We start from the raw sequence: 24361 nt of genomic DNA on the forward strand, positions 1-24361 counted from the left end.
GAGAGGCGCCGACCTGCTTGCATCAGGCCTGCGCCTCTAGGCCTTGTTTTAACGCGCATTCTTTCGACGAACCGGTGACCACTTCGTCGGAATGCGCTTTAGTTCCACGTAAAGGAGCGAATTGATGCGCGAGCTGCCCGCCAGACGGGACCAGCGCGAGATCGTGGTCCCCGGTGACATGCGCGTTGCCCGAGGCCCGGCCAAATCCGCCCCGCGCCGCAAGCCCGCCCCGCGCGGGCCTGCGGCGTCCGGCTGGCAGGCCGCTCTCCTGTCCGCGGCGACGGGGGCCGGGCGAGTCTGCCGGCGCTATCCCGGCGGCGTGTTCGGGACGGTCCTCGGCGTCGGCGCGGCGGTCTATGTCTGCGTCAACGCCATGGGCCTCCAGGCCGGACCGCACCCGGCCCCGATCCTGCCGACCGTGGAGCCGAAGCCTGTGGCCGCGCGGCCCGCAGCGGCACCGGTCCGGGAGGTGCGCGCGGTCGAGACGCCCAAGCCCGCCCCCGTGCGGGAGGTGCCGGCGCCCGTCCGCGACAGCATCGCCGACATGATCCGATCCGGCGAGACGACCGCCTCGGTCACGCCTAAGGCCGAGCGCAAGCCCGCCTCCAGGCCCGCCATGACCGACCCGAAGGCCGAGGCGAAGACGGAGGCGGGCAAGTCCGAGGGACCGAAGCCGGACCCGACCGTGATCCGGGCGCAGCGCGCCCTGACCAAGCTCGGCTACGGTCCGCTCAAGGATGACGGCCTGATGGGACCCGGCACGAAGGCGGCGATCGAGCGGTTCGAGCGCGACCGCAAGATGCCGGTGAAGGGCGAGGCGGCCGGGCCCACCCTGCGCGCCCTGACCCGCGAGATGACCGCCAAGGCGGGCGGGTAAAGCGTCTCCGGGTCGCAGATGCCGCGCGTGCGGAGCGCTGGGCGTCGGGACGTCGCGCCATCGACGCGGCGGCCATCGGCGCCTATGAACCGCCTATGCCACGCCTTCGCTCGGATTTCTGGGTCTCCGCGCATCTGCGCCGCCTCAACGGCGAGAACATCCCCGCCGTGCAGCGCCGACGCGGTTCGGCGGAGGCGGGAGCGATTTTCATCAAGATCGACCGTCTCGACGGCACCGCCGACCTCTACGGCCCGGCGCCCCAGGCGCTGATCGAGGCGGATGACGCGGGCGATCGCCGTTTCACGCCGATCCTCACCGCCGCCCCGGCCCCGGATGTCGAGGAACGCCTCGCGCGGGAGATCCGCTTCGATTCCGATCTCTGGATCGTCGAGATCGACGACCGCGAAGGCCGGCACGGCCTCCCGCTCGCGGGTTAGAGCATCGTCCCGAACGGTGGTTGCCGGCTTTCGGAAAAAGATGATGCAAAAACAAGTGCCGAGAGCATCGTCCTGGATCCGATATCCAGGGCGATGCTCTCGCGTTCAGGCGCGGCGTCAGCTCGTCCGGCGCAGGCGCGTCGGGAGCACCGTGCGCAGGCGCTCGGCCGCGATGCTGCCGCGCTTGGCTTCGGGGCCGTGCAGCGGCTGGTGCTCGCCCGCGGCGCGCTCCATCACGGGCACGCCGAAGATCGCGCAGAGCAGGTCGCGGGCGGTGGCCCGGCTCGTCTCGCGAAACAGCGTGACGAGGGAGAACACCCGATCGACCGAGCGCGCGACGCTGTCGTTGAGCGTGAGGAAGACGAAGACCGCTTCGCCCTCGCGCAGATCCGCCGCGCGCAATGCAAGCGTCAGCAGGTCGTAGCGGGCGACCGGATCGACGGCGGCGCCGAGATAGTTCGGCGGCAGGCCGAGCCCCTGGCCGAGCGCGGTGATGAAGGCCTGCACGTCGCGGGAATGGGAATGCTCGACGAGACTCGTCGCGAGCGCGCGGGGGGCCGGCGGGCAGGGGCGGAGGGCGGCGGTGGCCTCGACGGCCTGGGTGATCGCGCTGCGTTGCTCCGGACCGGCATAGAGCCAGAGCGGCGCGAGGTCGGCGGGCGGGATGTCGGGCCGGCCGAGCAGGATCCGGGCGAGATCCGCGTCCGTCCGGGCGCGGGCGAGCAGGCGGTCCAGTACGCGGGTGCCGATCAGCGCGCCGGGATTTTTGGCGAGCGCCCGGTCGGCTTCCGCCTCCGTCTCGGGCTCCGGCGGCAGCGCGATGGGAAAGCCGCGGGCTTCGAGCGCGGCGCGCACGCCGTCCGGGACGTCGGGGCATCCCTCGAGCTTCTCGGCGACGATGCGCGCCGTCTCCTCGTCCACCGTCGGGATCAGCCCCGCGGCGAGGGATTCGAACTCCCTGAGGATCGCCCGGTCATGGACCGGAGCGGCCAGGAACAGGTCGGTCTGCACCCGCAGGATCACGGGCTTCAGATCCAGCGCGGGATCGCGCGAGAGCTCGATGAGGCCGGATAGGTCCGGCGCGCCGGCGACCGATGGGGGCATGGCACTCGATTACGCAGAACTTACTCTGGGAGTGAGTCAAACAGTTCTGCGTGAATCGACCTTTAAGGACGCACGAGCGCGAGTGTCCCGCTGCGGCCGGATCAGGCAAGCGCGAGCCGGTCCACGACCTCGGCCACCCGATTCCGGACGGGCTCGGGCAGCGGCAGGATCGGCCGGGGCGGATCGGTTCGGCACAGGCCGAGATGGCGGGCGGCCGCGTAAGTGACCCGCAGGCCTGAGAATTCCTTGAACAGGTCCCAGAGCGGCTGCATCCGCGCGTTCAGGGCGCGTGCCCGCGCGGTCTCGCCGGCTTGAGCGGCCTGCAGGATCGCGAGGCAGGGTTCCGGAAACAGCCCGGCCGCGACGCCGTACCAAGCCTCGCCGCCGGCCAGCAGCGCCTCGGCCGCGTTCCAATCGCCGCTGTAGCCGAGCCGGAACTCGGCCGGCACCGCCCGGCGCAGGGCGTCGAGCTGGCCGGCCACCGCGTCGGAATCCGGCGCCGGGCTCTTGAGCGCGCGGATGCCGGGCACCTGCGCCAGCCGCCCGACCAGCGAGGGCGTGAACCGGAAATGCGTGGTGCCGGGATTGTCGTAGATGCAGATCGGCAGGCCGCCCTGCGTCGCGACCGCGGAGAAATGCTCGAACACCTCCTCGTCGGTCAGCGATGTGTAGGAGACGGCGGCCAGGAGCCCGGCGGCGGCGCCCGCCGCCCGCGCGTCCTGCGCCAAGGCCACGGCCTCGTCGGTGCGCAAAGCCCCGATTCCGACGATGACCGGCACTCGGCCACCGGCCTCGTCGAGAGCCGCATCGAGCGCCCGGCGGCGCTCCGCGCGGGAGAGATAGGCGTAGGTGCCGGTGCTGCCGAGCAGCCCGACCGAGTCCACGCCCGCGACGGCGAGCGGGGCGACCAGCGCGCGCAACGCCGCCGTATCCACGCGTCCGTCGGGGGCGGCGGGGGTGATCGGAAAAGCGGAGAGGCCGGTGAAGCAGGTCATGGCGGCGGCAGGATGAGCGGGTGCCGGAGCGCGGTCAACGCCGACCGCAAGTTCGACGCGGCGGTCAGTTCAACCGATCACGGCGAGCGGAGCGATCCCGTGCGCGGTTACGAGCGCACCTCGCGCTTGGCCACGAAGTTCAGCTCGTCGACCAGCACGTCCTTCACCACGTCGGAGCCGAGGCGCTCGTTCACCCGGGCGCGGATCTGGGCCAGCCGGCCGTTGATATCGTAGCGGGCGAGCTTGCGGAAATCGATGGTCGTGTCGCCGTAGATCTGGCGGAAGGCCTCATCGACCACGAAGGCGTTGGGGGCGACGGGGAGCGTGTGCATCAGCTTGGCGTCGGCGGTGAAGACCAGCACGGCGATGACGTAACCCTGCACCTTGCCCTCGGCGACCATCGGAATGTTGATGGGCGCGAGCTTCTGATATTGCAGCCCTTCGAGATAGGGCTCGGTCGATTTCGAGAAGAACCCGCCGCCGAAGGTCACCGCCGCGTAGCAGGAGGCGATGGTGACGGCGCAGATCCACAGGCCGGAGACGAGGACGCGCATGGCTCAATCGCGTCCCAAATGTGCGGACAAGCGGGCCGAATAGGTGCCGTCGGACTCGGCCGCCTGAAGGCTGGCCTGCAGCGTCTCGCCGACCTCCTCCACCGCCCGCAGATGCAGGGCGACGGCCTCCTGATTGCGGATCAGCTTGTCGCGCAGGCGCGCCAGCACGATCCCGGTCTCGGCGTCGAGGGTCGCCACGTCGAGGCCGCGGGCGAGGCGGGTGAGTTCGAGGAGGCTCCGGCTCTTGGCCCGGTTGACCGCGTCGAGATCGAGGGCCGTGTTGGCATGGAGCGCCTCGGTCTCGGCCTCGACGGTGGCCTCCAGCCGCTTCAGGGATTCGAGGAGCATGAGGGTCAGACCTTACCCGCGACGCCGGTGCCCGTGGGCGTGACCGGGGTGTTGGCGGGGCGGGCGGCGTTCAGCATGCGGGCGATGCCGATGCCGCCGGTCTGCGCGATCTGCTGGCCGAGCTGCTCGGCGAGCATCGACTTCCAGATGCCGCCAGCATTGCCCTTGCCGAAGACGGTCTCGGCCTTGGGCAGCATCGCCTCGACGAATTGCTGGATCACCTGCCCCTCGAACTTCCGGTAAGGGTCGGCGGAGCCGGTCCGGGCGGTCTCGTTCTTCAGGCCTGTCAGCGCCCCGTGGACGTCGAGGGGCATGTGCGTGGTCAGGCCCACCTCGCGCGCGGCCTCGTCGGCGGCGCTGGCGAAGGCGGTCGGGTCGCCGGGCTGCGACAGCTTGGCCGCGGCCTCCTGATAGCGGGCCGGGTCAGCGGCGCGCGCCACGTCCATCACGATGTCGGAAGGGGGGGTGATGCTCATCGCGCCGTCAAACCTTGATGCGGCGCGAACCGGGCGCACGCCGCTGAGGATGGATCGATCCTAGATCCGCTGGCTTACGGGAGGCTTGCATCGCGGCGCTGGGCGAGGCCGTCGAGCCGCTCCATCGCGTCGATCCGGTCGCGTTCCCGGCCGAGCAGCGTCTCGATCCGCTCTGCGCTCAGCTCCGCGCGCTTCTGCGCAAGGCCCTGCTCGCGCACGTCGTCCGCCTGGGAGGCAGCGATGCGTTCGAGTTCGGTCGCCCGCGCGGCGAGCCCGCGCAGGCGGCGGTTGGCGGCTTCCAGGAACAGGTGGCCGTGCGCCGAGGACCCGACCGCCGCGAGCAAGGCCGCCCGGTCCGCCTCGACCGCCTCGGCATTGCGCCGGGTCTCGGCGAGCTGCCACTCGGCGGCGCGGCGCATCTGCTCCTGCACGGCGGTGAGGCGCTCGGCGCGCTTCAGGCGCTTGGCGATGTCGGCGGCGGACATGACGCTCAGCCTTTGCGAAGCCAAGCGACGTAGCCGGAGAGGAACTGCGTCATGAACTCGCTCGACAGGTAATAGAGCAGCAGCAGCGCACCGAACATCACGAAGGGCGTGGCAACGAAGTAGACCGGAATCGTCGGCGTGAGCTTGTTCACGAAGCCCGCCGCGAGGTTCACCGCCACCGCGTAGATGATGAAGGGGGCGGCGATCCGCAGGGCGAGGGTGAAGGCTTCGCCGATCTGGTCGGCAATACGCACCAGCGCAGTCTGCGTCCCGAAGCCCTCGCCCGGCGGGATGCGGCCGTAGGAATCGACAAGGCCGCGAAACAGCTCCCAGTGCAGGTCGGCGGCGAACATCAGCGCGACCGCGGCGAAGACGATCAGCGATTCGACCGCGGGGATGGCGTCGGTCCCCTCGACCGGCGTGCCCGGCATCGAGCCGAAGCCGACCATGGTCGAGACCGCGTTCATCACGGTTTCCAGCACGAAGATGAAGATGCGCCCGAGCAGGCCGATGAGCAGCCCGGTGATCGTCTCGCTGGCGACCCAGGTCAGCGTTTCGGTCGGCGCCTGGCCCGAGAGCTTGGTCTGGAACAGCGGCAGCAGCAGCGGCGTGACGGCGAGCGAGACGCCGCCGGCGATGAGGAGCCGCACCTGCGCCGGCACGCGCGGGCTGGAGAAGCCGGGCACGATCAGGAGGCAGCCGCCGATCCGGCAGAAGATCAGGAAGACGCCGAGGAAGGCCTCTCCGCCGAACAAGCTGCCGAAGCCCGGAATCACGAGATCGTGCCCAGTGATTTCAACTCGACGCCGCGGGCGATTTCCAGATGCGAGAGCACGGGCAGAGTCGGGAAGATTCGCTCGATGATCATCCGCACGTAGGGCCGGGCGTCGGGGGCGGTGACGAGGGCGAATCCGTGGACCTGCCGCATCCGCTCGCGGATGGCCTCGCCGGCCTCAAGGCCGAACTGCTCCACGAGGCGCGGGTCGATGTCGAACTCGATGACTTCACCCTTGGCGTCGCGCTTCAGGCTCTGGTGGAAGGTCAGATCCCAGTTGGCGCCGAGCCGCAGCACGTGCAGCACCCCGTCCTCGGCCAGATCGCCGCAGATCTGCTGGGCGACGCGCATCCGCACGTGCTCGGCGATCTGCTCGGCGCGGCGGGCATGCGGGCTGATCTCGGCCACCGCCTCCAGGATCAGGTGCAGGTTGCGGATCGAGACCCGCTCGGAGAGCAGCAGCTTCAGCACCGCCTGGAGGCCCGAATGTGAGATCTGCGACGGGCAGATCTCATCGATCAGCCGCTTGTATTCGGGGTCGAGCCGGTCGAGCAGCGCCCGCATGTCCTTGTAGGACAGGAACTGGGGCAGGTTGTTGCGGATCACCTCGGAGAGGTGGGTGAGCAGCACCGAGGCGCCGTCGATCGCCTCGAAGCCGGAGCGGCGCACCTCCCCGGCATAGGCGTCGACGATCCACAGCGCCTTCATGCCGAAGGCGGGCTCGCGCACCTCCTCGGACGGCACATCGGGGCGCGGACCGTCGCCGACGACGACGAGCAACTCGCCGGGCCGCATCTCCTGGGTCGCGGCGACCGTGCCGTGGATGCGGATCTGGTAGGTCTTGGGCGGCAGGTTGAGGCTGTCGGTGAGCTTGATGTCGGGCACGACGAAGCCGTACTGGCGCGCGAACTTGCGGCGCATCTTGGCGACCCGGTGGTGCAGTTCGGCGTGGTTGCCCTGGATCTGCGCGGCGACCTGACGGCCGAGGCAGAGCTCGATCTCCGGCGTGCGCAGCTGCTCCTTGACCGACTCTTTGGTCTCGGCCTGCTTGCTCTCCTCCTCCCGCTTCACCTGGGCTGCCGCGGCGGCGGCCCGGGCCGCTTGGCGCCTCGGAATGGTGATCGCCACGAAGCCCATCAGGCCCGCGAGCGTGACGAAGGGCAGGAACGGCAGGCCGGGGACGATGGCGAACATCAGCATCAAGGCGGCGGCGACGATCAGCGCGCGGGGATAGGCGCTGAGCTGGCCGAGCACGGCTTCCTCGGTCGCGCCGCGGGTGCCGCCCTTGGAGACGAGGAGGCCGGCCGCCAGCGAGACGATCAGGGCCGGGATCTGCGAGACCAGGCCGTCGCCGACGGACAGCTTGACGAAGACGTCGGCGGCCTGGCCGAGCGGCATGCCGTGGCGGGTGGTGCCGATGATGACGCCGCCGAACACGTTGACGAAGATGACGATGAGCGAGGCCACCGCCTCGCCGCGCACGAATTTCGAGGCGCCGTCCATCGAGCCGAAGAACGCCGACTCCTCCTCCAGCTCCCGTCGGCGGCGCTGCGCCTCCTTGTCGTCGATCAGCCCGGCATTGAGATCGGCGTCGATCGCCATCTGCTTGCCGGGGATGGCGTCGAGGGTGAAGCGGGCGCCCACCTCCGCGATACGGGTCGCACCCTTGGTGATGACGAGGAAGTTGACCGTGATGAGGATCACGAAGACGACGATTCCGATGACGAAATCGCCGCTCATCACGAATTGCGAGAAGCCCTGGATGACGTGGCCGGCGGCGTCCACGCCCTTCTGGCCGTTGGCCAGGATCAGCCGCGTGGTGGCGATGCCGAGCGCCAGCCGCAGCAGCGTCGCGATCAGCAGCACGGTGGGAAAGGCGGAGAATTCGAGCGGCTTCTGAATCCAGAGCGCCACCATCAGGATCAGCACCGACAGCGCGATCGAGAAGGCAAGCCCGACATCGATCAGCACCGCCGGCACCGGTAGGAACAGCACCGCCAGGATCGCGACGATGCCGGCCGCGAAGCCGAAGTCGCGCCGCGACCGCTTTTCCAGGACGAGCGCTTCGCTCACCGCCATGACGTGAACCGATTCCCTCAAGGTCGAGGCGGTTGTGGCGCGACAAGCTTGCGCGGGGATGGGTGCCCGCGGGCAAGGGTAGGCGAGGGTCAGCAGCCGCTCTTAACCGTGACTCTCGAAGCCTGCCGTCATCCGCCGCATGGCAGGGCATCGAATCGGGTGCTGCCGTTGTCCGCTCTGAGTGCTAAGGTCTTCTCTGTCGAAGCTTTTGTCCTTCCCAAGGTCGAGGCCTTCGCGCGGGACCGGGCGGTCAAGTCTCGACAGCTTCCTCCGCCCGGTCCCAACCGTTTCCCCTACCGTCAAGCCTGTCCGTCTCGGCTCCGTTGAGCTGGGTGCTCCGCCGCACGCCGACGGGGCTTGTCGCGTTGACGTGTGAAAAATTCCCACGAATATCGCGTGAGGAGCGCGGTCGCTCCGGCCTGCCTGAGCCTGTCCGTGCCCCGATCCCTCTGTTTCCGCCGTTGCCTTTTCCTCGCAGCAGCGGTTGCGCCCCTGGCCGCTGAAGCGCAGGCCGCCGAATTCACCGTCGAGGGGAACCGCCGGGTCGATGCGGCGGTGATCCGCGCCATCGTCGAGAATGCCCCGGCCGACGCGCGGCGCGAGTTGCTGGCGAGCGGCTACTTCTCGGACGTTTCGGTGACCCGTGACGGCGACCGGACGCTGGTACGGGTGCGGGAGAAGGCCGTGACCGGCCGTGTCGTCTTCGAGGGCAACAAGAAAGTCGAGAAGGCGACGCTCGAAGCCGCCATCGTCACGCGGGGCGCCGCGCCCCTCGATCCCGCCCAGGTCGCGGCGGATGTCGAGCGCATCCGCGACGTCTACAAGCGTTCGGGCCGCGGCACCGCCAAGGTCAGCTACCGTCTCGTCGACCTGCCCAGCGGACGCTCCGACGTCGTCTTCGCCATCGACGAGGGCGATAAGACCGGCATCCGCGAGATCCACTTCATTGGCAACAGCGCCTACTCGGAATCGACCCTTAAGGGGCTGATGTCCTCGTCCGAGATGAACTTCCTCTCGTTCATCAAGACCTCCGACGTCTACGATCCCGACCGCATCTCCGCCGACCTCGACATCGTCCGCCGGTACTACCTCAAGAACGGCTACGCCGACTTCCGCGTCGTCAACGCCGACGCCCGCTACGTCGAGACCGGTGAGGATGCCGGCTGGGTCATCAACGTCACCGTCGAGGAAGGTGAGCAATACACCGTCGGCGCGGTGGCCGTGGATCCGCGCATCGCCGGCATCGACCGCGAGGCCCTCGACGGACAGATCCGCGCTCAGGTCGGCGACGTCTACAACGCCGAGGATGTCGAGAAGACCCTCGTCGGCGTCACCAACGAGGTCAACCGCCAGGGCTACCCGTTCGCCCAGGTGCGTCCCACCGGCCAGCGCGACCGCGCCACGCATCAGGTCGCCCTCGGCTTCGTGGTCGAGGACGGACCGCGCGTCTACGTCGAGCGCATCAACATCCGCGGCAACACCCGCACCCGCGACTACGTCATCCGCCGCGAGCTCGATCTGACCGAGGGCGATGCCTACAACCGCGTGCTGGTGGACCGCGCCGAGCGCCGGCTGAACGGACTGGGCTTCTTCAAGAAGGTGCGCTTCTCCAACGAGCCGGGCTCGGCGCCGGACCGGGTGGTGGTGAACATCGACGTCGAGGATCAGCCCACGGGCTCGTTCTCGGTGGCGGGCGGCTACTCCACCCAGGACGGCATCATCGGCGAGGTCTCGGTCTCCGAGTCGAACTTCCTCGGCCGCGGCCAGTACGTGCGCCTCGCGGTGCAGGCGGGCGAGTATGCCCGCGGTGTCGATCTCTCTTTCACCGAGCCGTACTTCCTCGGCTACCGTATGGCGGCCGGCATCGACGGCTTCTACAAGTACAGCAACCTCGCGCGGTACTCGCGCTACGAGACCACGGTCGTCGGCACGCAACTGCGTCTCGGCCTGCCGGTGACGGATGAGTTCGGCGTCACCTTCCGCTACTCGATCTATAACACCGACCTGAAGGTGCCGAATACGCTGAGCCAGCCCTACAACGACTGCTCGAGCCCCATCAGCGGCTACACTGCGGTCAATGCCGCGGGACAGGCGGCCTATCCCGCCTGCACCTATGACGGCGAGGCCTCGATCGCCATCAAGTCGGCGCAGGGCTCGACGCTGACCTCGCTCGTCGGCGCGACCCTGGCCTATTCCACGCTCGACAACCTGCAGGCACCGAAGAACGGCTTCTACGCCGAGCTGAAGCCCGAGATCGCCGGTCTCGGAGGCGATTCGAACTTCTACCGGTTGACGGGCGAGGCCCGAGCCTACCGGGAGTTCGGCGAGGACGTGGTCGGCTTCGTCAAGTTCCAGGGCGGCCATATGGGAGCGACCGACGGCAACCCGTTGCGCGTCACCGACCAGTTCTTTCTCGGTCCGTCATTGGTGCGCGGTTTTGCCGTCAACGGGATCGGCCCGCGCGACGTCGGCACCGGCGACGCGCGCTCCAACGCACTCGGCGGCTCGACCTATTTCGGCGGCACGCTGGAGGTGCAGTTCCCGCTGCCCGGCATCCCGAAGGATCTCGGCCTGAAGGGCGCCCTGTTCTCCGATGCGGGCACGCTGCTCGGTTACAAGGGCAAGCGCAGCTTCGATGTGAACGGCGACGGCTTCATCAACGGCACCAGCCCGACCGGCGGCTGCAGCTACAGCGCCGGCGCGATCAGCGTGGAGCCCGAATGCGTGAACGTGCGCGACAAGGCGACGATCCGCTCCTCCATCGGCGCCTCGATCCTGTGGAACTCGCCGCTCGGGCCGATCCGCTTCGATTACGCCTACGCGCTCACCAAGGACGAGGGCACCCGTGTCTACGGGGCGGACGGCACCTATTACGGCCGGGTCGGCAAGGACCAGACGCAGGCCTTCCGTTTCTCGGGCGGGACACGGTTCTGATGACGCGGCTTGGCCTCAGAACCCCGTCGCGATCCGGCCGTAGGTCATCTCGGCGAAGGCGTAGATCTGCGAGCCGACGAAGGTGCCGGTCACCAGCATCACCAGGAGGATCGCGACGATCTTCGGGACGAAGGTGAGCGTCACCTCCTGGATCTGCGTCAGCGCCTGAAGCAGGGCGACCGCGATGCCGACCAGCATCGCCGCGCCGACGGAGGGGCCGGCGGCGACCAGCACCGTCCAGATCGCGGAGCGGACGAGTTCGAGGGCGTCGACCTCGTTCATGGGACGGCCTTCAGAGGGCGCATCGTCTTTTTTCCGAAGGCCGAAACCCACCGCTCGAGCCGATGCGTTAGGCCCTTGTTTTTCATCAGCTTTTCCGACGGCCAGCGGCCGCCTTTCAGGCTGATGCTCTAGCTGATCGAGATGCCGGAGGCGAGCAGCATCTCGCGGCCGTCGGTGAGCTTGGCCATCACGCCGTCGCCGGTGACCCGAACCGACTGTACCGTGCCGGACGTCAGGCCGTCCGCCGAGGTGAGGTTCCGCCCGATGATCGCGTCCGCCTGATTCAGGAAGCTCGAGGTCAGCAGCGAGTCGAGCTTCTGGTTGGTCTTGGTGGCCTGCTCGACCTGCGAGAAGGTGGCGAGCTGGCCGACATATTCCGTCGAGTCCATCGGCTTCGTCGGATCCTGGTTCTGAAGCTGGGCCATCAGCAGCGTCAGGAAGGTGTCGGCGTTCATCTTGGAGGCGACCGAGGTGGCCGCCTTCGCCGCCGCAGCGGTGGTCGTGCTGGTGGTGCCGGTATTCGTGCCGGTGCTGCTGACGTCCATGGAAGTTCAGGCCTTGTCGGAGGAGAGGGCCGGCCGGGTCCGCGGCCGGCGGCGTTGGCCGGAGCGGGCGGATGGCACGAGGGCGGCGGGTGGTACCTCGGGGAGGGGAGCCGAGGGGCCGAGCAAAGTGGACTCCGTCGCGTAGAGGCCGCGGATCAGTTTCAGCGCCTCGAAGGCCCGGCCCGCCTCGACGAGGGCGTGCGCCGCCGTCAACCCGTCCCGGATCGCCGGCTCGGTCGTCACGGCCAGGATGCCGTCCTCGATCCGGCCATAGAGCGACCGCGCCGGGCCGGCTTGGGCCGGGGCGATCAGCATGGTCTGCGCCGCGAAGTAGAGCTGGCGCAGGGGCGTCGTCGCCTCCTCCGCCTGGAGGACATGGCCCTCCAGCAGGAAGGTGGCGTCGTTCATCAGTTCGAGCGCGACCTTGCGATCGACGCGCACCACCGCGCCGTTGATGTAGACGCGCTCGCCCGCTTTCAGGCTCAGGTGCATGGTGCGGGCCGCGGCCCGGCCGGTTTCGCGCGTCATGGCCCGCCCCCTACTGCAATCCGTCGCGGATCGAGGTGTTGACCTCGATCAAGGCCGCGAGGCTGCGCTCGGGTGCGCTCAGCACTTCGCCGGCCTCGCGCATGTTCCACAGGCCGATCGCCACGAGGTCGGAGCGCAGACCCTCGGGCAAGGCGTTTTCGGGGTCGAGCAAGTCGGCGATCAGCACGTTCCAGAGATCCTGGATCGAGCCGACCGCGGCGCTCCGCGCCGAACCGGCTGCGGATCCCCGCGCTTCGGCCGTGCGGAGTTGGCCGAGCGCCCGGTCGAAGGCGTCGCGCTCGCGCTCGCGACCGAGGTCGGGCGCGTCTTCCATGATCTCGGCATAGGACAGGCGGTACATCGGGGCCGACGCTCCGTACTCGGTTTCAAAAAAGCGGGCGTTCAGGAGATGAAGTTGATCAGGCTGAGGCTGCGCAACTGCGCGGTCAGCCCGTAGGACATCTGCATCTGGGTCGTGATGGCATCGACCCGGCTCTTGGCTTCGGCGGGATCGACGCTCTCCAGATCCCGAATCTGTCCGGTTAGCAGCGCGGTCTGCTTGGCCATGCGTGTGTTCGCCTCCGTGATCTGGCTCTGGACGCGGCCGAGATCGGCCTGCACCGTCGTGAGGCTCCCGCTGACTTGGCCCAGAAGCTCCATGACCTTGCTCGTCGCCACGTTCTGCGCCTCCTGCGAGAGGCCGGACAGGCCGAGCCCCGAGGCGATGACGTAGGCCATGCCGAGTTTGCGGAAGGGCTCGGCGTTGGCGGTGACCGAAGTGGTGACGGTCTCGGTGAGCGAGATCTGGCTGTCGAGGGTTCGGCTCGACGCGCCCGACCATGTCCGGCCCCAGTTCACCTCGGTGAACAGGCCGGTGAGCGGTCCGTCGAGGAAGACCTTGAGCTGGTTCGGCGTGATCTCGGAGGCCGCCGCAGAGCCCGGTGCGACGTTGAAGAAATTCGTGAAGAGGTCATCGACGGCCGTCTTGGCGGCGGAGATCGGGCTGCCCTCGTAGGGTGTCAGCGGTGCCGTTCCGCTGTTCGTGCCGCCGAACACGAACTGACCGTTCGCGCTGGTGTTGAGTGCCCCCGCCAGCGCCGCGAGGCGGCCGGGGGCGGAGGTCACGAGCGTCTTCGCACGCTGGTTGGCGGGGAGCGCGGTGAGCTCGTTGAGTGCCGCGTCGGCGACCGAGCGAATCTCGTTGAGAGCGCCCTGCGTCGCCGCGAGCCGGGACGTGGCCGCGGTGTTGCTCTGCGTCAGCGAGGCCAGCACGGCGCTTTGCCGCCGCAGGCTGAAGGCCCCGGCGACACCGCCGCCGAGCGTCGCGCCGACATCGGCGAAGCGGCCGGTGGCTATCTCCTTGGTCGCGGTCGCGAGTTCGCTTTGGAGCCGTGAGGCGCCGGTGCGCGGCGCGTTCCAGAGGTTGAGGCTCGAGATGAAGCCGGTCGTCATCATGGCCGTATCACCGCACCGCGTCGAAGAGGGTCTTAAGGAGGTCGTTGACGACCGAGAGGAGCTTGGCCGACGCGCTGTAGGAGCGCTCCAACTGCAGGGCGAGAGCGGTCTCGTCGTCGCCGTTCACGCCCGCGACGTTCGAGAGCGCCTCATTGGCGCGTGTCAGAAGGGTCCTCTGGTAGGAGGCGTCGGTCGAGGCCTCCTTGCGCTGCGCTTCGAGCCACCCCGCGGAGGCCGCGGCGAGGTCGGGCAGGCCGGCGGAGGTGTCGAGGCCCAGCGACGGATCGACGGGCCGGGCCGCCGACAGCCCGGTGAGAAGGCCGCGAAGGCGGCCCGCATAGGCTGCGTCTTCGCCCGCCGCAGGGTCGATGTAGTCGCTGCCGTTCATGCCGCCGCTGCGCAGCAGGGCGACCGAGCCGCCCCGGGCCGGATCGACCGCCGCGTTGACCGAAATCGAGGCCGCGAGGCCGCTGCGTCCGGCGCCCGTGGGTAGCAGCGCGCGGCCGCCCGCGGTGAACAGGCCGGCCCGCGGACCCTCATCGATCAACGAGAAGTCGGTCTCGGCGAAGGCGTCGATCAGGCCGCCGGCCAGGGCGTCGAGCTGCGCCTCGTAACGGACCGCCGCACCGTCGCGCAGGGCTGCGAGCCCGGCGATCCGCCCGGAGCCGAGCGGCATCGGCGAGGCGGCCCCGGTCACCGGCACGCCGTCGATCGTCACGCCGCCGCCGACGGTGCCCGCGGCAAAGACGGTGGTGGCCGAGAATGCGACCGAGCGGGGCCCGCGCTCGAACAGGGTCACGCCGCCATCGGTGTAGAGCGCCATGTCGCCGCCCTCGCGGGCAACCGCCGTCACGCCGATCTCCTGGGACAGCGCGGTCAGGATGCGGTCGCGGTCGTCCAGCGCGTCGGTGGAGTCGCCGCCCAGGGCCGTGGCCTTGGTGACGGCGCGGTTGGCGGCATCGAACCGGACGAGAAGGTCGTTGATGCGGCTGACCGAAGCGTTGATGCCGGCATCGGCCTCCGCCCGCACGGCGTGGACCGCGTCCGCCGCCTGGTTCAGGCTTCCCGCCAGGGCCTTGGCCGACTCGACCGCGTCACGGGCGAGCTGCGCGTTGTCGGGCTGGTTGGCGGCGGCCTGGAGCGCCGCCTGGAGCGCCGTGAGGCGCGCGGCCGGCGCGGTCGGGTCCTCGGTGTCGCCGACGGTCTGCGCGAGCTTCGTCAGCCCGGTGAGAAGGGCGTCGCTGCGGGCGGCGTCGGACGAGGCGTTGAGCGTCCGGGCATAGAGCGCCGGGTCGCCCGCGCGGGTGATCGTCACCGTGGCGCCGCCCGCGCTGCCGGCGACCAGCGTCGCGATCTTGCGCGAATAGCCGGGATCGTTCGCTCCCGCGACGTTGCGCGCGGAGACGGCGATCTGGTTCGAGTTCGCGAGCAGCGAGGCGCGCGCGGTGTTGAGCGCGAGGGTGAGACCCATCGGTCGGTTCCTGGGACGCGATACGAGACGGGGGCGCCGGTGTCGGGCCGGCGCCCCCGGATGCGACGATGGTCCGCGTCAGCGCTTCAGGTTCATCAGAGTTTCGAGCAGTTCGTTGCCGGTCATGAACACCTTGGAATTGGCGGTGTAGACCGTCTGCGACTCGATCATCGTGGTCAGCTCGGTGCTGACATCGACGTTGGACTGTTCGAGCGCGCCGGCCTTCAGGATGCCGCGCCCGCCCTGGCCGGCGAAGCCGACCTGGATGTCGCCGGATTCGGCGCTCGTCGTGAAGACGTTGCCCGCCCGCGGCGCGAGGTTGTCGGGGCTCGCCACGTCCGCCAGCGGCACCTTGAACGCGGCCTTGCGGGTGCCGTCGGAATAGACCGCGTAGACGGTGCCGTCCTCGCCGAAGGCCGTTCCGCTGACCGAGGTGGGCGACGAGCCGTTGGCGGTGCCGGAGAGGTTGTGGTCGCCGGAGAGCTGCGTGAGGCCGCCCAGATCCACCGTGATGCGGCGGCCGTTGGGCACGTCCACGAACGCCGATCCGCCGCCGTTGACCTTGCCGTTGCCGTCGAAGGTCACGTTGCTCGTGCCGACGGGTGTGGCCGGTGTCGCCGGGTCGAAGAAGGAGACCGTCCACGCGTTGGCAGCGGTCTTGGTCATCTGAACGTCGAGCGTCACCGGCCGACCGACATTGTCGTAGACCTTGAGCGAGTTCTTCTTCGAGTAGCCGAGGGCGCCCGTCGCCGTCGAATCGTAGACCGGCGTCTCGAAGGAGAGGTTGCCGCTGACAGTGGCGGCGGTGGAGGGACGCGCCTCCTGTCCCATCACGCTGACATTGACCGGCTTGAGGTCGGCCACGCCGTTGAGGACGGGGTTCGGGGTGCCGTTGGCAAGGCTGTAGCCCATCAGGGTGAAGCCGCCGGCATTGACGAGGTTGCCGGTCTTGCCGTCGACCACGAAGTTGCCGGCCCGCGTCATGAAGGGCGCGCCGGCGGCGTCGCTCACCACGAAGAAGCCGTTGCCCTGGATCGCGAGATCCTTGTCGGAATTGGTCGAGGCGATTGGGCCGCCCTCGCTCACCGAACGGCGCAACGTGGTCTCGACCGCGCCCGAGTTGTAGTTGCCGACGTCACCGGAATCGAGCAGCAGCGACGAGAACTCGGCCGAAGTGCGCTTGTAGCCGGTGGTGCTGGCGTTCTGAATGTTCTCGGCCACCGTCGAGATACGGTTGGATTGAGCGTTCATTCCGGAAACGCCGGTGCGGAGCACGCCGATGAGACTCATGCGGACACCTCGTTGACTTTCGAATTCTTGCGCACTGGACACGGTGTCGCTTGCGCGGGGCTGAAGGCGTGGTCGATCACAGACGGCGATGCGTTCGGCGCTTCGTCGGCTGCCCCCGCGAAGGCGGGGCGGCACAGGCAGGTTTTCGCAGCCTGCATAGACTTGGCTGCGTCCGCCGGGTCATCGAAAGGCAAAGTCATCCTCATCCCCGCAGGGATTGGGCGAGTTCGAGGAAGGCGTCGCGGCTCGGCGGCTGGCCCGGCTCCTGGCGCAACGCCTCGTAGATCCGCGGCACGAGGCTGACGGCCTGGTCGAGGTCGGGATCGCTGCCGGCGCGGTAGCCGCCCATCAGGCGCAGATCCCGCGTCTCCTCGAAGCGGGCCATCATGCTCTTCAGCTTGCGCACCAGCTCGCGCTGGTCCCCGGTCCAGACCTCGCCCGCGAGGCGCGAGATCGAGCCGAGCAGCTCGATCGCCGGGTAGCGGCCCTGCTCGGCGATGGCGCGGTCGAGCACCACGTGGCCGTCGAGGGTGCCGCGGATCGAATCGGCGACCGGGTCGTTGTGGTCGTCGCCATCGACCAGCACCGAGAAGATCCCGGTGATCGTGCCCGTGCCCTCCGCGCCGGGGCCGGCGCGCTCCAAGAGCCGCGGCAGGTCCGAGAAGACGCTCGGCGGGTAGCCGCGCGCCACCGCCGGCTCGCCCGCGGCGAGCGCCACGTCGCGGGCGGCGTGGGCGTAGCGGGTCACGGAATCGACGATCAGCAGCACCGACTCCCCGCGGTCGCGGAAGGATTCGGCCACCGCCAGCGCCACCTTTGGCGCTTGGCGACGCATCATCGGGCTCTCGTCGCCGGTCGAGACCACGATCACGGCACGGTCGCGGGCGGCGGCGATCGGCCCTTCGAGGAACTCGCGCACTTCGCGCCCGCGCTCGCCGACCAGCGCGACCACGACGCTGTCGAAGCCCTGAGCGCCGGCCAGCATCGCCAGCAGGGTCGATTTGCCGACGCCGGAGCCGGCGAAGATGCCGATGCGCTGGCCGGCGCAGAGCGGCGTGAACAGGTCGATCGCCCGCACCCCCGTGGGAAGCGGCGTCTTCACCCGCGCGCGGGTCATCGCGGCGGGCGGGTCGGCATCGAGCGGAACGCTGGCGGGCCCCTCGGCCAGGGGGCCGAGCCCATCGACGGGGCGGCCGAGCGCGTCGATCACCCGACCCTTCCAGCGCGGGTCCGGGCGCAGCTGCGCCGGGCCGATGCGGTGGGCGAGGCTGCCGATGCCGGCCTCGATCCGGCTCTCGAACGGCTTCACGGTGGCACCGGCCGCATCGATGCGGACCACCTCGCCGACCTGCATGCGGCCGTCGGCGGAGAAACCCATGCGGTCGCCGAGCCGCACGAAGGCGGAGACGCCCGCGACCCGCGCCGCGCTGGCGGTCACCTCGCGCACGGGACCGGCGACCCGCACCAGCGGCAGGTCGCGGCGCCCGGCCTCCATCGCCCGTTCCAGGCGCTCGATCGCGTTGAGGGTCATCGCATCAGCCCTGCGGTCCCAGCGTCTTGACGGCGCCGGTGAGGGTCGTGTCGGCCTCCGAGGTCATCGTTGCCGCGCTCTCGAAGGCGCGCTGGATCGCGATGAGCTTGGTCATCTCCAGGATCGGGTTGACGTTGGCACCCTCGACGTAGCCCTGCACCAAGCCGATGCGGGTGAAGTCCTGGACCGGCCGGGCGGGCAGGCTCGCGGCGACGGCATTCTCGCCCGAGCGCGTCAGCGTCGCCTTCGGGTCGATGCTGAACAGGCCGAGCGCGCCGACTTGGTTCACGCCTTGGTGGATGCTGCCGTCGCGGCCGATCTTCGGCGGCCCGGCCTGGGGATCGAGCAGCAGGGGGCCGCCGCCGGGATCGACCACCGGCAGGCCGCCCACCGTGCGCAGCTGCCCGTTGGCGTCCATCGTCAGGCGCCCGTCGCGGGTGTAGAGCGTGTCGCCCTTCGGGCCCTTCACGCCGAGCCACGCATCGCCCTGCACGGCGACATCCAGGGTGGAATCCGTCTTCGTCGTCGGGCCGGCAGCCCGCGAGATGGTGTTCTTGCCGGGCCCCACGAAGGCGACCTCGCCGCGGTTCGAGCGGGCGAGCAGTTCCGAGAAGCTGACTTCCTCCGCCCGGAAGCCCACCGTCGCCATGTTGGCGACGTTGTTGGCGGTCGTGGTCAGGCGCTTTTCGAGGGCGATCTGGCTCGACAGGGCGACGTAGAGGCTGCTCTGCATGGCCCTTAAGCTCCGGTCCGCGCCGTCTGCACGCTCTGGAGCGTGTCGGCGTCGAGGCTGCCCGTGCCGGTGAACAGAGCAAGGATGGGTGCGCTGGCGGTGTTGTTCTGTGCGTCCCAGATCGCCGCGAAGCGCCGCACGAAGGCGTCGAGCTTGGCAGGGTCCCGGAAGCTCGCGATGTCGATCTTGCCGGCGATGAGTTGGGCCCGCTTGGCCAGGGCCTCGCTCGTGGCCGCGCCGCTCGTCGCCGGCAGGCCGATCACGGTGTTGGCCACTTGGCTCAGCGCCGCGTCGCCGAGGATGTCGTAGGCGGTCGTGAGCGTCGATGCCTTGCGGGCGAAGTAGAGCGCGAGGCGCACGCCCGTATCGGCGTCGCCCGCATCACCCTCCAGCGACTGCCGCAGGTAGGCCTGAGTGACGGTCTGAGCCATCGTGTCGGGCCCCAGATCCGTGCCGAAGCCGACATCGACGGCGGTCCGATCGGCGGAGAGCGGGGCATTCCGGATCGTCAGGGTGCGGTTCGGCCCGCCCGCGTTCACCAGCGTGTCGGCGTCCCGGCCCGTGCCGCCGTAAGCGCCGTCGGCGCCGAGATCGGTCAGTGCGGTGGTCTCGAAGAACAGGCTCCCGTCGGCGGCAAGCCCCGCCTGCACCTTGCCCTTGAGGGCGGACGCCTCGATCTGCGCCGCCACCGCTGCGGCGATCTCCGACGGCGTCACCTTCGCGGGATTGTCCACCCGACCGGCCAGGGTTTGCGCGTTGAGCCGGATCGTGACCGATTGCGTCGTCGTGGCGTCGAGCCGGGACTCCACGAGGAAGCTCGCCTCGGCCCGGCCGCTGAAATCGTAGGTATCGGCCAGGAGCTTCGGCGCGCTGAGCGAGGCGGCGCGGGCGGGCTCACCGAAGCGCGCGGGGTCGGCACCCGTGGCGGTGACGCCCTGGCCGAAGCTGAACGCTTTGGCAAAGGCGGTGTAGCGGTCGTCCGCCAAACGGTTGGCGAAGCTCGCCGCGCTGGCAGCGCCTTCCTCCAGCACCTTGCGCATGAACGCCTTGGCGTAGGTCATCTCCTCCAGGCCGTAGGCCTTCATGGCGTAGGCGTAGAGACGCTGGTCGCCGAGCAGGTCGTCGACCGATTTCACCCCGCCGATATGCGCCTCGTAATAGGCGGTCTCCCGGGCAACCGTCGGCTCGGCCGCCTTCCGGGAAAGGGAGGCGGGGAGATCCTTGGCGATCAGCCGGTAGCTGGTGAGGGTGTCGGTCACGGGCGGGCGCCTGAGCGGGAGCGCGGGAGGGGGGCGACCAACGGCTCGGCGGTGCGAGCAGGATCCGATGCGTCTTTTGCATCGTCTTTTTCCGAAAGCCGGTCGCCACCTTTCGGGCCGATGCTTAGGGCGGCTCCCTTGTCCCAGGCTTGCCCGCCTTCGGCCGGTCGCGTCACGGCGCCACCGGGCCGATGATCGTCTCGGTCGTGATCACGACCCAGCCCGCGCCGGTCCGGCGGATCGACAGGACGCGGCCCGCGCCGGGTAGCACGCTGCCGAGCGCGGCTTTGCGCTGTCCCTCCCGGTTCTCGAGGGTCGCGATGCCGTCGGCGACCCCGCGCAGGGCGTAGGCGCCCGCGGGCGGCAGGGCCGGCAACTCCGCCGGGCCCTGAAGGCCGGCGGCTGCCGCGACGGGCCGGTCGGGCAGAGAGCCGGTGGTGACGGGATCGAAATCGGGGTCGGCCAGGCGCCCCTGCGCTACGGTCTTCTTCCAAGTGAAGGGCGCTGTGCCGGCGGGAAGAACCGCCTGCACCGCATACTCGTGCGTTCCCGTCGCGATGGCGTAACCGGCGAACCCGCTGGCGGTGAGGGCGAGCAGGACGAGGCTTGCCAGCACGGTGCGTTCGCCGGCTGCCTCACGAGCACGGCGGGCCGCGATGCTTCCCGCCACCGGCCGCGCCGGCAGGCGTGCGACGGTGCCGAGGGAGGATCGCCGTGCGGAATCGGACGTCATGGAGGTCTCGGCAGGTGATCCCGGGGCGCCGCGCGAAACGTCTTCGCGGTGCGTGCCCCGGGGGCGACAGCGTCATCGTTCACGATCCGTCTACAAATATGCTTGACGTCCGGTTAACGATGCCCCGCAAAGGGGCGTCCCGTCTCATCGACAGTGCCGCGGGTGCTCGTTAAGCCGAAGGGAGAGGGCGCCGGGGAGCGAGCATGGCCGATCCGCGGGAAAGTGTTTCGCCGGAAGCCGCAGCGCCCGTCGAACGGGCGGGCAAGCGTCACCGCGTCGTCCAGCAGGGCCGCATCGTCCTAGGCCCCGAACGGCTGATCGCCTGCACCGTGCGCGACCTCTCGCTTCGGGGCGCCAAGATCCGCGTCGCCCCCGAGCATGTCCTGCCGGAGACGTTTTCCCTCGTGATCGCCGCGCATGACCTGCGCACGATGAATGCCCGGCTATGCTGGCGCCGCGGAGATTTCGTGGGCGTCGCCTTCGAGGGTGAGCCGGTCGTTTAGCCTCTTCTCCACAGGCACGAGGCCGACCTGTGGAGGGCATGGGGCGGGACGATGCGGGGGCAGGGTCGCTTAATCGCTTCGTAACGGGCTACCGCCATTGTCGGCCCATCGCGAGGCGCCTTCCGCAACCATGCGGAGCCGCCTTCGAGAAGAGGCCAGCGGGTGAACCCTCCGACGGGTTCATGGACATGATGTCGGTCCGTTGATCCGGTGTGAGTCCGGAGGTGTGATGCGCGGCGAAACGAGCCTTCAGGGGCTCGCCGCGGCCCTCTCGATAGGGTCGTGCGGCCGCACCGGTGCGAGTCCGGTCCTGAGAACCGTCCCCCCTCTTTTGCCGGAAGTCTGATCCGTGACCAGCCTGCTCACCAACATCTCCGCCATGACGGCGCTGACGACGCTCAAGGGCATCAACAGCCAGCTCGACGCCACCTCCAACCGCGTCTCGACCGGCCAGCGCGTCTCGACCGCCGCCGACAACGCCGCCTACTGGTCGATCGCCACCACGGTGCGCACCGACAACGCCTCCCTGTCTGCCGTGAAGGACTCGCTCGGCCTCGGTTCCTCGGCGGTCGACACCGCCTATAACGGCCTGAACTCGATCCTGTCCGACATGCAGAACCTGCGCGCCAAGCTGCAGACCGCGCTTCAGCCGGGCGTCGATCGCTCGAAGGTCCAGACCGAGATCGCGGCCATCCAGAGCAAGATGAAGGCGACGGCCGACTCGTCGAACTCGTCGGGTCAGAACTGGCTCTCCGTCGATTCTACGGCGACGAACACCGCCTATCAGGCGACGCAGAGCGTGATCGCCGGCTTCTCTCGCGCTGGCGGCGGCGCGGTGACCTTCTCCAAGATCAATGTCGACGTCAATGCGATCAAGCTGTACGACGTCAACGCAAGCAGCGTCACAACCGCCGCAACCAGCGGCCAAGTGTTCGCCCAGACGTCTCTCACCGGGACCGCCGCATTCCGTCCGGGCGATGCCGTCGTCGCCAACCGCGGGACCGCGAATTTCAACGGGGCCAACGAGGTTGCCTTCACGCTCAGCCTCGGTGACGGTTCCACGGCGGACATCGTCATCAACAGTGCGACGATGGCCTCTGCCGCCAGAGATCTGACGCGGGTGACGACGGACGAGTTCCTCGCCGCCATCAACAACCAGATCACGGCCGACACCGCCACGACGCCGCTGAGCGGAAAGGTCGCCGCTTCGCTGGACGCCTCCGGACGCCTCACCTTCACGAGCACGGCGACGGGCTCGGGGACCGATGCTCAGATCTCGGTCAAGAACATCAACGCGAGCGGCACCAACGCGCTCGTCGATGTCGGCTTCAGCGCGATCTCGGCCACGCCTACGGTGAAGGCGGGAACGAATTTCACCACGGTGGACCTGACGGCTGATAAGGTCATCACGGTCAATGACGGGAACAGAGCGACGACTGTCACGCTCACCGCTGCCCTTTACGGCGGACTTGCCTCCCCGACTTCGACCGGTAGCGGTGCTGTCAATGGTAGCGACACTGCGCGGTTGATCAATGCGCAGCTGACGGCGGCCGGCAACACCGCCCGGATCGCCTTCGGGGCCGACAACAAGTTGACGCTGACGAGCAGCTCGACCCTTCCGATTACCGTGGGCGGCGCCGATGTGACGTCCTTCGGCTTTACGGCCGGCCAGACGGCCCCGGTGTCGGCCGCGTCGACCGGCTCGGGCACGGCGGCGGGCACGACGGCCGGCAAGGGCATCCTCGACACCGCGGATGCCACGACGGGCTTCTCGATCAGCTCGATCAACATCTCCAACCTCACCGGTACGGCCGGCGACACGGCTCTGCAGAACATCATCACCCAGGTCGAGAAGGCTCTCGCCAAGGTGACCGATGCCGGGACCAAGCTCGGCGCCAACAAGACCCAGATCGACGGTCAGAAGACCTTCGTCGACACGCTGATGAAGGCCAACGACCGCACCGTCGGCATCCTGGTCGATGCCGACATCGAGGAGGAGTCGACCAAGCTGAAGGCGCTCCAGACGCAGCAGCAGCTCGCGGTGCAGGCGCTCTCGATCGCCAACTCGGGCAGCCAGAACGTTCTGTCGCTGTTCCGCTAAGCTAAGACGTCCCAGCCGCTCGCGCGGCTGGGATACTTCCCGGCGTAGAAAAAGGCCGCGCTCTCACCGAGCGCGGCCTTTTTCATGGACAGATCGTGTGCGGATTCTTCAGCCGACGAAGGTGTAGCCTGCCATCCGCTTGGCCTCGATCGGGTCGTAGCCGAGCCGCATCCGCAGCTTCTTGCGCAGCTTGCTGATATGGCCCTCGACCACGCTCTCCTCGACGCTGGTGTCGAGGTCGCCGTAGACCGCCGTGAAAATCTGGCCCTTGGTCACCTGCCGGCCGCGGTTCTTCGAGAGATATTCGAGGATGTGGCGCTCGCGCCGGGGCAGGATCAGGCAGGCGCCGTCGATCTCGGGGTCGCGGCCGTCGGTGTAGACCTTGAGGCGGCCCGCCCGGTCGGGGGCCGGCGCCGGCTCGACGCCCCGGCCCGTGCGGCGGCGGATCGCCGTGGCGCGGGCGATGATCTCGCGGACATGGACGGGCTTGCGCACCACGTCGTCGATGCCGACGGTGAACAGCGCCAGGGTCTGCTCCAGGGAGCGGGTCTCGTTGAGGGCGATGATCGGCGCCCGGCTGAGCGAGCGGATCGCCACGGTGCAGGAGGCACGGTCGGCGCAATCCCCGATCAGGAAGCCGTCGATCGCCTCGAGGTCGATCCGCGGCGCCGCGTCGAGCCAATCCTTCATCGACCCGATGGCCAACCCCTGCGCCTTCACGCCCTCGGCGCCGAAGCCGGCGACGTAGTGGTCGGTCACGCTTTGCCGCTCGTCGACAACGATATACATCGTCTGTGCTCGAAGATGTCCAAGACCATTGCGTCAGGCGCGAGTGTCCTCGCGCGCCGCCATGGCCGATTGAACTG

General features: G+C 69.2%; 25 protein-coding genes. 5 read left to right on the forward strand and 20 right to left on the reverse strand.

Annotation, left to right across the window (positions count from 1 at the left end):
- Nucleotides 1-124 precede the first annotated feature (124 nt).
- On the forward strand, nt 125-877 hold the full coding sequence (locus tag J2W78_RS01560; protein ID WP_253367412.1) for a peptidoglycan-binding domain-containing protein: 753 nt from the start codon (nt 125-127) through the stop codon (nt 875-877).
- Between the two features lie 95 nt (nt 878-972).
- Complete coding sequence (locus tag J2W78_RS01565) at nt 973-1314, forward strand: DUF1491 family protein (protein WP_253367414.1); 342 nt, start codon at nt 973-975, stop codon at nt 1312-1314.
- A gap of 117 nt (nt 1315-1431) precedes the next feature.
- Here the strand turns inward: J2W78_RS01565 and J2W78_RS01570 are convergent, their stop codons facing one another.
- The 8 genes from J2W78_RS01570 to flhA all read right to left on the reverse strand — a co-directional run bounded on the left by J2W78_RS01570 (nt 1432) and on the right by flhA (nt 8130).
- On the reverse strand, nt 1432-2418 hold the full coding sequence (locus J2W78_RS01570; RefSeq protein ID WP_253367416.1) for a DUF2336 domain-containing protein: 987 nt from the start codon (nt 2416-2418) through the stop codon (nt 1432-1434).
- A 101-nt stretch (nt 2419-2519) separates the two neighbouring features.
- Nucleotides 2520-3413: a dihydrodipicolinate synthase family protein gene (locus J2W78_RS01575; RefSeq protein ID WP_253367418.1), complete on the reverse strand. Its 894-nt coding sequence runs from the start codon at nt 3411-3413 to the stop codon at nt 2520-2522.
- A 107-nt stretch (nt 3414-3520) separates the two neighbouring features.
- Complete coding sequence (locus J2W78_RS01580) at nt 3521-3967, reverse strand: hypothetical protein (RefSeq protein ID WP_253367420.1); 447 nt, start codon at nt 3965-3967, stop codon at nt 3521-3523.
- A 3-nt stretch (nt 3968-3970) separates the two neighbouring features.
- The gene (locus J2W78_RS01585) at nt 3971-4315 is read right to left on the reverse strand and encodes a flagellar protein FlgN (RefSeq protein WP_253367422.1); all 345 of its coding nucleotides are present in this window, start codon (nt 4313-4315) and stop codon (nt 3971-3973) included.
- 5 nt (nt 4316-4320) lie between these two features.
- Nucleotides 4321-4791 carry a rod-binding protein gene (locus tag J2W78_RS01590; RefSeq protein ID WP_253367424.1) on the reverse strand — a complete coding sequence of 157 codons (471 nt, stop codon included), beginning with the start codon at nt 4789-4791 and terminating at the stop codon, nt 4321-4323.
- A 74-nt stretch (nt 4792-4865) separates the two neighbouring features.
- Entirely contained in the window at nt 4866-5276 is a 411-nt protein-coding gene (locus tag J2W78_RS01595; protein WP_253367426.1) for a hypothetical protein, read from the reverse strand.
- A gap of 5 nt (nt 5277-5281) precedes the next feature.
- Complete coding sequence (gene fliR, locus J2W78_RS01600; protein WP_253367427.1) at nt 5282-6052, reverse strand: flagellar biosynthesis protein FliR; 771 nt, start codon at nt 6050-6052, stop codon at nt 5282-5284.
- A complete protein-coding gene (gene flhA, locus J2W78_RS01605) occupies nt 6049-8130 on the reverse strand; it encodes a flagellar biosynthesis protein FlhA (RefSeq protein WP_253367429.1) in 2082 nt (693 codons plus the stop codon). Before flhA ends, fliR begins: the two co-directional genes overlap by 4 nt.
- A gap of 492 nt (nt 8131-8622) precedes the next feature.
- Between flhA and bamA the strand changes: the two genes are divergently transcribed.
- Nucleotides 8623-11064: an outer membrane protein assembly factor BamA gene (gene bamA, locus J2W78_RS01610; protein WP_253373942.1), complete on the forward strand. Its 2442-nt coding sequence runs from the start codon at nt 8623-8625 to the stop codon at nt 11062-11064.
- Nucleotides 11065-11079: 15 nt separating this feature from the next.
- Here the strand turns inward: bamA and fliQ are convergent, their stop codons facing one another.
- From fliQ to J2W78_RS01665, 11 genes are all read right to left on the reverse strand, one after another.
- Complete coding sequence (gene fliQ / locus J2W78_RS01615) at nt 11080-11346, reverse strand: flagellar biosynthesis protein FliQ (RefSeq protein WP_110350743.1); 267 nt, start codon at nt 11344-11346, stop codon at nt 11080-11082.
- Nucleotides 11347-11474: 128 nt separating this feature from the next.
- Entirely contained in the window at nt 11475-11891 is a 417-nt protein-coding gene (gene flgD, locus J2W78_RS01620; protein WP_253367431.1) for a flagellar hook assembly protein FlgD, read from the reverse strand.
- 6 nt (nt 11892-11897) lie between these two features.
- A complete protein-coding gene (gene flbT, locus J2W78_RS01625; protein WP_437178564.1) occupies nt 11898-12383 on the reverse strand; it encodes a flagellar biosynthesis repressor FlbT in 486 nt (161 codons plus the stop codon).
- Nucleotides 12384-12429: 46 nt separating this feature from the next.
- Nucleotides 12430-12780, reverse strand: coding sequence for a flagellar biosynthesis regulator FlaF (flaF, locus tag J2W78_RS01630; protein ID WP_253367435.1), 351 nt, complete (start codon nt 12778-12780; stop codon nt 12430-12432).
- A 41-nt stretch (nt 12781-12821) separates the two neighbouring features.
- Entirely contained in the window at nt 12822-13874 is a 1053-nt protein-coding gene (locus tag J2W78_RS01635) for a flagellar hook-associated family protein (RefSeq protein WP_253367437.1), read from the reverse strand.
- 7 nt (nt 13875-13881) lie between these two features.
- Nucleotides 13882-15345: a flagellar hook-associated protein FlgK gene (flgK, locus tag J2W78_RS01640; protein WP_253367440.1), complete on the reverse strand. Its 1464-nt coding sequence runs from the start codon at nt 15343-15345 to the stop codon at nt 13882-13884.
- A gap of 78 nt (nt 15346-15423) precedes the next feature.
- Nucleotides 15424-16635, reverse strand: a complete 1212-nt coding sequence (locus J2W78_RS01645) for a flagellar hook protein FlgE (protein ID WP_253367442.1) — start codon at nt 16633-16635, stop codon at nt 15424-15426.
- 202 nt (nt 16636-16837) lie between these two features.
- Nucleotides 16838-18166 carry a flagellar protein export ATPase FliI gene (gene fliI, locus J2W78_RS01650; protein ID WP_253367444.1) on the reverse strand — a complete coding sequence of 443 codons (1329 nt, stop codon included), beginning with the start codon at nt 18164-18166 and terminating at the stop codon, nt 16838-16840.
- 4 nt (nt 18167-18170) lie between these two features.
- Complete coding sequence (flgF, locus tag J2W78_RS01655) at nt 18171-18899, reverse strand: flagellar basal-body rod protein FlgF (RefSeq protein ID WP_056194219.1); 729 nt, start codon at nt 18897-18899, stop codon at nt 18171-18173.
- 5 nt (nt 18900-18904) lie between these two features.
- The gene (locus tag J2W78_RS01660; protein ID WP_253367446.1) at nt 18905-20158 is read right to left on the reverse strand and encodes a DUF1217 domain-containing protein; all 1254 of its coding nucleotides are present in this window, start codon (nt 20156-20158) and stop codon (nt 18905-18907) included.
- Between the two features lie 172 nt (nt 20159-20330).
- Nucleotides 20331-20891, reverse strand: a complete 561-nt coding sequence (locus J2W78_RS01665; protein ID WP_253367448.1) for a hypothetical protein — start codon at nt 20889-20891, stop codon at nt 20331-20333.
- Nucleotides 20892-21094: 203 nt separating this feature from the next.
- On the opposite strand from J2W78_RS01665, the gene J2W78_RS01670 reads away from it, so the two are divergent.
- Together J2W78_RS01670 and J2W78_RS01675 are read left to right on the forward strand one after the other, a co-directional pair.
- Entirely contained in the window at nt 21095-21394 is a 300-nt protein-coding gene (locus J2W78_RS01670; RefSeq protein WP_253367450.1) for a PilZ domain-containing protein, read from the forward strand.
- Nucleotides 21395-21743: 349 nt separating this feature from the next.
- Nucleotides 21744-23495: a flagellin gene (locus J2W78_RS01675; RefSeq protein ID WP_253367452.1), complete on the forward strand. Its 1752-nt coding sequence runs from the start codon at nt 21744-21746 to the stop codon at nt 23493-23495.
- Nucleotides 23496-23603: 108 nt separating this feature from the next.
- On the opposite strand, the gene J2W78_RS01680 is transcribed toward J2W78_RS01675, so the two are convergent.
- Nucleotides 23604-24284, reverse strand: a complete 681-nt coding sequence (locus tag J2W78_RS01680) for a response regulator transcription factor (protein WP_253367454.1) — start codon at nt 24282-24284, stop codon at nt 23604-23606.
- Nucleotides 24285-24361 lie beyond the last annotated feature (77 nt).

Source organism: Methylorubrum extorquens (assembly GCF_024169925.1).
GTDB lineage: Bacteria > Pseudomonadota > Alphaproteobacteria > Rhizobiales > Beijerinckiaceae > Methylobacterium > Methylobacterium extorquens_A.

Coding starts and splice junctions, on each gene's coding strand:
- J2W78_RS01670 (WP_253367450.1), top strand. CDS start 21,095: ATGGCCGATCCGCGGGAAAGTGTTTCGCCGGAAGCCGCAGCGCCCGTC.
- flhA (WP_253367429.1), bottom strand. CDS start 8,130: ATGGCGGTGAGCGAAGCGCTCGTCCTGGAAAAGCGGTCGCGGCGCGAC.
- J2W78_RS01635 (WP_253367437.1), bottom strand. CDS start 13,874: ATGATGACGACCGGCTTCATCTCGAGCCTCAACCTCTGGAACGCGCCG.
- J2W78_RS01590 (WP_253367424.1), bottom strand. CDS start 4,791: ATGAGCATCACCCCCCCTTCCGACATCGTGATGGACGTGGCGCGCGCC.
- J2W78_RS01645 (WP_253367442.1), bottom strand. CDS start 16,635: ATGAGTCTCATCGGCGTGCTCCGCACCGGCGTTTCCGGAATGAACGCT.
- J2W78_RS01575 (WP_253367418.1), bottom strand. CDS start 3,413: ATGACCTGCTTCACCGGCCTCTCCGCTTTTCCGATCACCCCCGCCGCC.
- flaF (WP_253367435.1), bottom strand. CDS start 12,780: ATGTACCGCCTGTCCTATGCCGAGATCATGGAAGACGCGCCCGACCTC.
- fliQ (WP_110350743.1), bottom strand. CDS start 11,346: ATGAACGAGGTCGACGCCCTCGAACTCGTCCGCTCCGCGATCTGGACG.
- fliI (WP_253367444.1), bottom strand. CDS start 18,166: ATGACCCTCAACGCGATCGAGCGCCTGGAACGGGCGATGGAGGCCGGG.
- J2W78_RS01570 (WP_253367416.1), bottom strand. CDS start 2,418: ATGCCCCCATCGGTCGCCGGCGCGCCGGACCTATCCGGCCTCATCGAG.
- flbT (WP_437178564.1), bottom strand. CDS start 12,383: ATGCACCTGAGCCTGAAAGCGGGCGAGCGCGTCTACATCAACGGCGCG.
- J2W78_RS01560 (WP_253367412.1), top strand. CDS start 125: ATGCGCGAGCTGCCCGCCAGACGGGACCAGCGCGAGATCGTGGTCCCC.
- flgK (WP_253367440.1), bottom strand. CDS start 15,345: ATGGGTCTCACCCTCGCGCTCAACACCGCGCGCGCCTCGCTGCTCGCG.
- J2W78_RS01595 (WP_253367426.1), bottom strand. CDS start 5,276: ATGTCCGCCGCCGACATCGCCAAGCGCCTGAAGCGCGCCGAGCGCCTC.
- J2W78_RS01665 (WP_253367448.1), bottom strand. CDS start 20,891: ATGACGTCCGATTCCGCACGGCGATCCTCCCTCGGCACCGTCGCACGC.
- flgF (WP_056194219.1), bottom strand. CDS start 18,899: ATGCAGAGCAGCCTCTACGTCGCCCTGTCGAGCCAGATCGCCCTCGAA.
- flgD (WP_253367431.1), bottom strand. CDS start 11,891: ATGGACGTCAGCAGCACCGGCACGAATACCGGCACCACCAGCACGACC.
- J2W78_RS01580 (WP_253367420.1), bottom strand. CDS start 3,967: ATGCGCGTCCTCGTCTCCGGCCTGTGGATCTGCGCCGTCACCATCGCC.
- J2W78_RS01565 (WP_253367414.1), top strand. CDS start 973: ATGCCACGCCTTCGCTCGGATTTCTGGGTCTCCGCGCATCTGCGCCGC.
- J2W78_RS01680 (WP_253367454.1), bottom strand. CDS start 24,284: ATGTATATCGTTGTCGACGAGCGGCAAAGCGTGACCGACCACTACGTC.
- J2W78_RS01585 (WP_253367422.1), bottom strand. CDS start 4,315: ATGCTCCTCGAATCCCTGAAGCGGCTGGAGGCCACCGTCGAGGCCGAG.